13 protein-coding genes are annotated in these 8,340 nt (G+C 61.9%); 1 reads left to right on the top strand and 12 read right to left on the bottom strand.

Features of this window, described 5'->3' with window-relative positions; genetic code table 11:
• Positions 1–230: 230 nt before the first annotated feature.
• The 12 genes from ACFX4T_RS25485 to nrdH all read right to left on the bottom strand — a co-directional run bounded on the left by ACFX4T_RS25485 (position 231) and on the right by nrdH (position 7,661).
• Positions 231–989 (bottom strand): DUF5677 domain-containing protein, encoded by a 759-nt coding sequence (locus tag ACFX4T_RS25485; protein WP_377655198.1) that lies wholly within the window; start codon positions 987–989, stop codon positions 231–233.
• A complete protein-coding gene (locus ACFX4T_RS25480) occupies positions 986–1,141 on the bottom strand; it encodes a hypothetical protein (RefSeq protein WP_377655196.1) in 156 nt (51 codons plus the stop codon). Before ACFX4T_RS25480 ends, ACFX4T_RS25485 begins: the two co-directional genes overlap by 4 nt.
• A gap of 4 nt (positions 1,142–1,145) precedes the next feature.
• Entirely contained in the window at positions 1,146–2,168 is a 1,023-nt protein-coding gene (locus ACFX4T_RS25475; RefSeq protein WP_377655194.1) for a zeta toxin family protein, read from the bottom strand.
• A 17-nt stretch (positions 2,169–2,185) separates the two neighbouring features.
• Complete coding sequence (locus ACFX4T_RS25470; RefSeq protein WP_377655192.1) at positions 2,186–2,665, bottom strand: LysR family transcriptional regulator; 480 nt, start codon at positions 2,663–2,665, stop codon at positions 2,186–2,188.
• A 75-nt stretch (positions 2,666–2,740) separates the two neighbouring features.
• Positions 2,741–3,265, bottom strand: coding sequence for a hypothetical protein (locus ACFX4T_RS25465; RefSeq protein ID WP_377655190.1), 525 nt, complete (start codon positions 3,263–3,265; stop codon positions 2,741–2,743).
• Positions 3,216–4,118: an HAD family hydrolase gene (locus ACFX4T_RS25460; protein WP_377655188.1), complete on the bottom strand. Its 903-nt coding sequence runs from the start codon at positions 4,116–4,118 to the stop codon at positions 3,216–3,218. Before ACFX4T_RS25460 ends, ACFX4T_RS25465 begins: the two co-directional genes overlap by 50 nt.
• A 47-nt stretch (positions 4,119–4,165) precedes the next feature.
• The gene (locus tag ACFX4T_RS25455; protein ID WP_377655186.1) at positions 4,166–4,531 is read right to left on the bottom strand and encodes a hypothetical protein; all 366 of its coding nucleotides are present in this window, start codon (positions 4,529–4,531) and stop codon (positions 4,166–4,168) included.
• A gap of 30 nt (positions 4,532–4,561) precedes the next feature.
• Positions 4,562–4,981 (bottom strand): hypothetical protein, encoded by a 420-nt coding sequence (locus ACFX4T_RS25450; RefSeq protein ID WP_377655184.1) that lies wholly within the window; start codon positions 4,979–4,981, stop codon positions 4,562–4,564.
• Between the two features lie 4 nt (positions 4,982–4,985).
• Positions 4,986–5,801 carry a ParA family protein gene (locus ACFX4T_RS25445; protein WP_377655182.1) on the bottom strand — a complete coding sequence of 272 codons (816 nt, stop codon included), beginning with the start codon at positions 5,799–5,801 and terminating at the stop codon, positions 4,986–4,988.
• A 144-nt stretch (positions 5,802–5,945) separates the two neighbouring features.
• Positions 5,946–6,902, bottom strand: a complete 957-nt coding sequence (locus tag ACFX4T_RS25440; protein WP_377655180.1) for a DUF3560 domain-containing protein — start codon at positions 6,900–6,902, stop codon at positions 5,946–5,948.
• 55 nt (positions 6,903–6,957) lie between these two features.
• The gene (locus tag ACFX4T_RS25435; protein ID WP_377655178.1) at positions 6,958–7,362 is read right to left on the bottom strand and encodes an LPD29 domain-containing protein; all 405 of its coding nucleotides are present in this window, start codon (positions 7,360–7,362) and stop codon (positions 6,958–6,960) included.
• 29 nt (positions 7,363–7,391) lie between these two features.
• Entirely contained in the window at positions 7,392–7,661 is a 270-nt protein-coding gene (gene nrdH, locus ACFX4T_RS25430) for a glutaredoxin-like protein NrdH (RefSeq protein WP_377655176.1), read from the bottom strand.
• A gap of 387 nt (positions 7,662–8,048) precedes the next feature.
• On the opposite strand from nrdH, the gene ACFX4T_RS25425 reads away from it, so the two are divergent.
• The gene (locus ACFX4T_RS25425; RefSeq protein WP_377655174.1) at positions 8,049–8,330 is read left to right on the top strand and encodes a hypothetical protein; all 282 of its coding nucleotides are present in this window, start codon (positions 8,049–8,051) and stop codon (positions 8,328–8,330) included.
• The last annotated feature ends 10 nt before the right edge of the window (positions 8,331–8,340 follow it).

The raw sequence follows: 8,340 nt of genomic DNA, 5'->3' as shown, positions 1-8,340 counted from the left end.
GGAACTCCCCCCTCCCGGCCCTCTTATTGTTGCTGCTCCTGGTGCACCGTCAAGGGCGCCACGCGTCACTTCGTGATGAGCCTTCGGCCGACCCTTGACGGCTCACCCTGCGCAGCATTTCGACCTTTATCGGGATGGGGGGAACTGCGGACTTGGGTCACAGAAGAAGCCCCTTCCGAAGCCACTTCCACAAGTGATAGTTAACTACCGATAACGGATATTACGTAAAGCTAGGGTGTTTCCGGGACTTTTAGGGTGAAGTCGATTCCTGTCTCCAGAAGCTTCTTCATGGTATCCAGACTGGCGCTGAACGGTTCGTCGATGAGCATCTTATTGACGGCGTTTATGGCCCACACGAAGGGTGCGACGGCTGTCCCCAAGTGATCATTCAAAGCTTGGTGTCGCGCCGGGAAGTAGACTCCAACTTCGCCGTCGCCGTCTTCGTCGATGTAACTGTTGGAGACTCCCAACGAGGCGTGAGTGTACTCGCTGTACATCCTGTAAATGGCGTATAGCGGCGTTGCACCCGTGTCCAATGACTTGACCATCAGATCGAATCGCCGAGCCTGTTCTGCCCTGGAGTTCTTTGGATGCGGCTCCTGCGACGTAACTCTCGCGATAGTCGCGCTCAACTCCTCGTTGGTGTCGGCTCCATTCATCTCGTTCGCCAGGTTCTTCTTTTGTCGCTGCTGGTCCCATCGCAACGCCTCGAACCCTTCCAGGCCAGTGAGGGAAAGCCACACGCACGTGACGCCGAGTTCAAAGATCGAGCGAGCCAGGATACCTCGCGCTATTCGATCGTTGGGGTTGGTGTTCAGGTAGGTTCGCATGCACTCGGCAGCAGCATTGGCGAAGCCAACGCAGTTGAGAAATGCGTTTACGTCGTCACCGTCGTCCATCTTGGCTTTGAGGCCAGGCTGGGAAAACCAGGCATCGATCAGGCGCTCGACGTGGCGCTGCAGATTGGCGTCTGTTGTTTTCGGGCTCAACTGTTGTCCTTGAAGCGGCGGGCTGTGGCGTCCGGCGCCGGTACGCCGTCCCTGATCCAGCCTTCGAGCTGGGCAGCTTCTTCCGCTGCCGGCGAGTCGATTTCTCCCCTGCGGATCTCGGCTTCGATACGTTCGGAGAATGTGCCTTCCACGTTGTTACCGTCCGAAGTCTTTGCCACTCTGAGGCCGGCTGTTGTGGCGCGTAGCTCGTGTTGTCGAGGCGGCACGAACGGCCGCCAGGGTGTCGCTGTCAACGAGGGGTCCGCCGGCCTTGGCGCGGCCCTGCGTTGTCTCCAGCTTGGGGCTGGCATCCCTGTCCGCAACTCGGTAGACCTGGTACTCACTGACGCACCCGTAGTCGGCGGCGATTGCCGCTGCGTTAGCGGCGCAAACGGATTCTGTGTCGCTCGGTTCGTTGAACAGTGATGCGGGGAATGACTGTGGAACCCAGCGCCCGCCCAGCTCGGCGTCGAGGCCGGCGGCCGTTCCGTTTTCGGCGTCGAGGTAGCCGCGTTCCCAGCGGCCCATGGTGCGCGCCTCACTGACGTCCTGCGTTGTCTCGACGTCGGCAACCAGGACGTCGTAGCCGGCTGCCTGCAGGCGGTCCAGCAGAATCCTGGCCTGCTTCTCGTTGCCCAGGGTGCCGTCGATGATGACATTCATCCCTGACTCCAGCGCCTCGTTGCGTGCCTTCTTGGCGAGGATGGATGACTCCGTGTGGACCAGGGCTGCCAGCTCGCGCGGGTAGAACTTCTCCCCCGCTGCTTCCAGTGCGCGCACTTCGTCCGGCACCAGGTAACTGTCGTAGCTTCCATCCTGGCGGGCCTGCTGCAGCAGCTCGTCCTTGAAGTCGTCTGCGTTGATCGGCAGCCAGTGCTCCGGCTGCGTCCGGGTTGCCTGGATGAGGGCCGCCTGCGCGGTGGACTTGCCGGCACCGGGAGGGCCCGCAAGGACAATCGCCTTCTTATCGCGGCGGACCTCGGAGCGCGACTCAATGAAGCGTGCAAGGATCTCATTGTGCAACCGCCTGCGGTCCTGGCGTGGCTCGCCTCGGCGGACGTTGAACCACTCAGGGTTCTGAGCGGTCGCGGTCTTGCTCTGGGCGGTCAGCGGTCCCCCGTCTACGCCCAGGCGCTCCAAGGTGGCGCGGTGCGCTGCTGCCTGGTCTTCGGTAGTCACGCTTTACAGCGTAGTCATCAGACTTCGGGAGCCTCGTCGGAGGCATCCAGAATCTGGTCGTAGGCGTCGCCGTCGATGAGTCCTTCATCAAAGGCCCGGCCGACTTCCGCGAACGATCCCGGGGTGTCCATATAGGGCGTGGACTCCCATTCGGCCGCCGCTGCGGCCGCGCCTTCGTTCTTCGGATAAGGCCAAGCTGACAACTCGCGGATCATGGCGTCACGGTCGATATCTCCGGCCGCGTAGCGCTCTGCGATCTCGTAGGGGCTGGCACCGCTGAAACCCTCGGGAACAGGCTTCACCCCCCTGGCCTCGGCCTGCGAAAGCAGCCGGCTAATGGCCGGCTGACTGACGCCCAGGGCACGCGCGACCACGCGCTGGTCCGTCGTCTCCACGGCCGCGCGGACATTCCTGATGTAGTCCAGGCCGCCCAGCTCGCGGCGCGCACGGGCACGCCGGGCATTGGCAATAGCGTTCTCGGGGCTGGTGATCGTCATATCAACCTCCTGTATAACCTATGTTATCAGCGGTTAAGGAGACTGTCAGGTGGGATCGCCAGATGAGGCTATGCGCTATGGCTGGAACAAGAGAACAAAAAAACTAAGGACTAGAGGCAATCCGCCGAGCACGTAGAAGAAATTCAGCTTGTGGGCTGAATGCAGCTGGCCCAACCATGTGTTCCAGGGGCTGGCGTCGCCGATTGTCTTTGTTAGCGATACATCCACGCCTAGGTCTCGAAGTTTCTTTTCGAGGCTCATTCCTTCTTGCACGGATCCGACCAGCAGCCGGTGGTACCACTGTCGGTCGACAAACCAGAACCCTAGCCATAGCAGTAGCCCCAGGACCGGGACCAAAAGTGCGGGTGACTTTTGTCCCACACCCAGAAGCTCGATACTTTTGCCGTCCTTAAAAGCAACAAAAGTCGCACCAAGCGCGAACGTCAAGGCGGTCAGCCAAAGGGCTCTAATTCTCCAGCTGAGGTCGTTGAAATGCTGCTGAACCTCAATCGTCTTCTTCCAAACGTCAACGTAAGCGTCAACTGTGCTGCTATCTGGCAGCTCGGACCGACTGGAAGTCAAAGATTTCAAGAAGTTCATGGAAGCCTTTCGCTAAGGAGTACGAGGGAACCGGCGTTACTTTTGGCAGGGACAGCTTCTCACGCTCGATATCAGCCTCTGTCCAATGTGAAACACGCCGTAGTTGCTCGTACGCCGGCTTTTCATGGCTCACGCCGTACTTGGCATGAGCATCAATGACTCCTACATCCTGAGCCATGGCAATGTCCTTGTGGAGACTGTCGCCAATGTAGGCCACTTCGGAATAGGGCACGCCGTAGGGGGCCAGGATCTCCCGCAGCACTTCGGGGTTCGGTTTTACCGCTCCATCCGCCACGTTCTCGTGCTTAGTCTCGGCCAGTCCATAATTTTCGGCCGAGTACCGCCGAAGACTAACGGGATCAAGCCCCTTCGGGCTGTCATGGTCCCGCGGAGACCAGACGGCCTCTAGCAGCCCGTCGAGCTTGAGCGTCCTCAGCCGCCACTCTGTCCAAAACCTGGGAGACTCTGTATAGCCCACGACAGGTACCCCGGCATTGTGGAGAGCCGTCAACGTTTCAACGACACCCGGATACAAGAATGTTTCCTTGAGCCGTGCACTGTTCTGCTGGTGGAGGGCATCATCGAAGGCCTCCCTCGGGGTGACTTTGCCAGAAAGTTCCTGCAGGCAAGGAAGCTCGTCTACAAGCCATGAGTACTCCGTGGTTCCCCTTCGCCGATGAATGGCCCGCGCTTCTTCTTCCAACACAGAACGCTCAACGCCAGAGGCGGCGACCAGACCGTCCAAGAGAGCGCCAAATGACGCATGCCAGGCATGAAACCAGTCCCACAAGGTGTTATCCAAGTCGGTGACAAGCAGGGCCACCCGTGGTTTGTTTCCATCCTCATTAGTCATTTCCGGAGTATAGGCAGAGAGGCGCATCGTTTCCCCCGACGAAAGACTCACGGGCGCGGAACTTCGCGGTAGCCCTGCCTGGAAATGGCGCTCTGCGCCTTCTCCAGCTCGGCGCCCAACTCAGCGGCCAACTGGGCCGCCCGGGTCAGGTGGTCCGTGGCGGTGGCCACGGAGGCAACGGGGTCGCGGTCGTCGTCCTCGTACACGTCGTACTCATCCAAGGATCGGCCAAGAGATTTGGCCAGCTGCGTGCATGCCTGGGGCAGCAAGTGCCCTACTCCCTTGAGGTTGCCCAGGACGCTGTATACCGTGGGTGCCGCGTGAACCTGAGTGATCGTCAGGTGATTGATCGTGCGGATTGCCTCGTAGGCGTCATCCGCCGCGCGGATGACTTCGGGGGTTTCCTCGTCCATGGTGCGTTCCTCTCTCGCAGGTAATGGGGGTCAGCTGCCCAGGGGCTTTCCCTGGGGGATCTCGCGGGCGGCCAGGGGCGGCCATTCCTGGCCGCCGTTGTAAGCCTGCTCCAGGGCACTGACTTTCTCGTCAATGGCGGCGTTGATGAATTCGCTCAGGGAGCGGTAGCGGGTGTGCAGCTGCGTGTTCAGGTACGCGGCGCGCATCCGGTCCGCGTCCTCTTCCATCTGGTAGAAGCTGGTCTTTTTCGGGGCGGCCTTCGCCGGCCGATCCGCCTTGGCCGGCTTACCGGTTGGTTCAACAGGGGCCGGTGCAGCGGCGGCCTGTCCGGCCAGCTCGCTCACGACGTCACTGGCGGCCGCCTTGCGCAGCCTCGACGGGCCGGCGGTTCCTAGAGCTGCCAGGGCGTCCTTGTCCGGGGCACTCCCCCGTCGTCGGTTCTCTGCCATGGTTCTAGTCCTCCTTCGTGATGGTTCGTGCGATCTCTTCCAGACGGTCCAGCAGCTCGCGGCCGTTCGGGCCATAGTGGCGCAGCGGCACGGCCGCCGAGTTCGCCTTCGCGAAAGCCTCCCGCTCGGGCAGATACGGCGGCAGCAACTGCGGGCCGTAGTCTGCCTCCAGCTTCTCGATCCATTCGGCCTGGTCGCTCTTGCGCTTGCTCACGCGGTTGACGATGATGCCGGCCAGCGACAGGCCCGGATTGAACAAGCTGCGGACGCTGCCCAGGGTCTTGACGATCTCGGACAGTCCTTCGACGGAAGATGCGCGAGGCTCCGTGACCAGGAGCGCGCTGTCAGCGGCCACCAGGGCGTTGATCGTCAGCTGGCCCAGGGATGGCGGGCAATCCAGCAACACGACGTCATAGCCCTCTGTGGCTCCGTCGAGTGCAATCCGGAGCCGGTGCTCCCGGCCCATCATCTGGTCCTGCTCCCGGCCCGCCAGGGCGCGCTCAGCGGCCACCAGGTGAACCGCCGGCCACTCCTGGCCCTTCTCGGCGTCGGCCTGCCACTCCGCGCCGGCCGGCACGGCTGCATCGGCCATGACTCCGGGGATGACCTCGTTGCCCTCTCCCCCGGCCAGGACGTCGTTCAGGGTGAACTCCGGGCCACTGACGCCCATGTTGCTCGTCGCGTTGAACTGGGGATCGACGTCCACCAGGAGAACCCGCTTGCCCAGGCGGTGGGCCAGCACTTCGGTAAGGCCCGCGGTGACGGTCGTCTTGCCGACGCCGCCCTTCTGATTGCACACGGCGATGATCTGCGCGCTCATATGAATACCTCCAATACTTCTATTAGTAGTTTTAGGGGTGAATCTTGTCCAGCACTTCCGCGCAATTTCACCACAGTTCGTGCGGTCGTGCTTGATAACCTCTATCACTTCTAATAGTACTATTAGAAGTGATAGAGGGAAACTTTAGAACACGGCCGGCTGGTGGCCGGACAGCTCGTGGTACGGCACCGTGTCGGTCCAGCTGCCGGCGACCATGGAAGGGATGGTGACTGATTTGCGGTTGACTCGCCGGACCTCGTACCAGTTGCCCCGGAACTTCACCTGGTCCCCCTTGTTGATCGACTCCGGGCCGTAGTTCCCGGCCATGCCTGCGGCGATCTGCTCGGCCCTGACCCCTTCCCAGTAGCTGATTTGGTCCTGCAGCTCCTGGATGCGCGCCTGCAGCCGCTCCGCGTACTCTCCCTGGGCCGGCTCCGACGCCTCCACGTAGCGGGTATCCCCCATCTTGTAGAGGGTGCGCGTGTGGCCGCTCAGCTGGCGCTCTGCCCGCCGCAGATCCGCTCCAAGGGTTTGCAGGCGATTGGCGACAGTAACGGGGTTGTAGCGCCGGATGGTGGCCAGTGCTGCCGTGTCCGCCTGCTCGGCCGCCTGCTTGGCTTCCTGGTCGGCGGCGATAGCGCGGCGGGTCGCCCGGTTGGCCCTGGCAATCGCATTGCGGTGCCGGCTCTCGGAATGGTGGCCGATCTTGATCGGTTCCCCTCCCTCGGGAAGGCGGGCGTCAGCCGCGTGTGCCAGCTGCTGTGCGTGCTCCGCTGCCGATTCCCTACGCACTGCGCGGGCGGCCAAAGCTTCGGCCCTCTCCCCCGCGCGCTGCGCCTTGTCCTGCTCGACGGCGGCCGCCGGCCTGGCGGTGTCGTTGATTTCGACTTCCACGGCAAAGCCGGCTTCGCGCAGCTGCTCGGCGGTGTTCATGATCAAGTGCCGGCGTGCTGCGCGGTCCCGGGTGTGCGGCACGTACCAGGTGCCCAGGTTCCGGGACCAGCGCCAGCCGGCCGCCTTGAGGACGGCGTTGGAGCCGTCGCCCTTCGCGGTGCCTTCGATGAGCGTTCCGGCCTCGCGGGTGTGGGTGATGATCGTCATTTTCGATCTCCTTTCATCAGAACCTCTAACAGTTCTAATAGTACTATTAGAACTGTTAGAGGTCAACGTTTCGATACCTTGGGTATGCCGTCACGTTCCCGGCCCCATAGCGAACCGGCTGCGGGAGTCGGCCGGCCTCGGTGGCCACCAGGCGCTCGGGCGCATGATCCCTCACGCCGTCGTCGCCGGCCCATTCCCAGGAGCTGTAGCGTGCCGCCAGGGCGTCGATCTCTGCCTCACTCGGCCCTGCGGTCAGCTCACAGGTGACGGGGGAGTAGTAGCCGTCAAACTCGGTCGTCGTCGGCCGGTAGGAAATTTCCCAGCCGATGACCGTCTGAGTGATGCCGGCCCCGTTGGAGGCCCGGACAGTGAATGCGGTTCCCGGGTACGTCGCTTTCAGCTCGGCCCGGATCAGGCGATTGGTTTCCGCCTGGCTGTACTGCTGCGTGGTTTCGGTCATGACTGCCTCTTTCACTTCTAATGGAACTATTACGGGCATTCGATCTTGAGGGCGGCGGCCAGCTGGCCGATCTTGTCGGGCCGAAAGCCCGACCAGTGGTTTTCATCGTCTGCATTGACGACGACGACCGGCGCCTGGGAGTAGCCGAGATCCTGGACGTACTCCAGGGCTTCGGGGGAGGCGGTCACGTCCACCGACTCGTAGCTGATGCCCGCCTTATCCAAGGCCCGGTAGGTGGCATTGCACTGGACGCACACCGGTTTCGTGTAGACCGTGACTACTGCTGTTTCCGTGTTCATTTCAGGCTCCCCTCCATCGTTCCTTTCACTTCTAATAGTACTATTAGAAGCATTAGAGGTCAATGGCTTTCCTTGATTTCTCGGGGTTTTCCGGCTGAGTCTTGGCGGTTTCGTTCCTGCCGTGCGCGGCGCGTGGTGGGTGTGGTGCAAGAACGGACAGCACCTCAGCGTAAATCCCCTCCAGCGCTTTAGAACCCAGCCGGCCCGGTGGTTCCTGTGCCTGGTCAAGGTGGCCCCGCCTCGCCGTCCTGTGTCGTCCAGGCTGAAAAGAACCCGACCCCAGCGGTGGGGGAGTCGGGCGCTCTTGTCTTAGACCATGGGGAAGTCTGCCGCTGCCGGCGGCAGCCGTCAGGGATACTTGCTGGATCATTCGGACGAAGGAGAAACGTGGGAAAAGCGAGCAGGTTGAAAGCCGAGCGCCAGCAGATCAAGGTGATACGCGAACCGGTCAGCGTGACACATGAGCCGGAAGTGCCCAACAACTGGCCGGACGGCCATGTGGGCGTTGCGCTGACTGGTGACGACCAGGGGGAATGCATCGAAGTCACGATTCATGGTGTCCGGCACTACCTCCACTCAACAACTGCACGGGAGCTGAGCAACATGCTTGGCTCCCGGATTGAGGAGTGGAACGTAACCGCCAAGGCGGCCGGGTTCCAGGAAGTGTAGGACCCGTTTT

The organism is Paenarthrobacter sp. YIM B13468, from assembly GCF_042788025.1.
Lineage (GTDB): Bacteria > Actinomycetota > Actinomycetes > Actinomycetales > Micrococcaceae > Arthrobacter > Arthrobacter aromaticivorans.
This window is presented reverse-complemented; position numbering and strand designations above follow the sequence as displayed.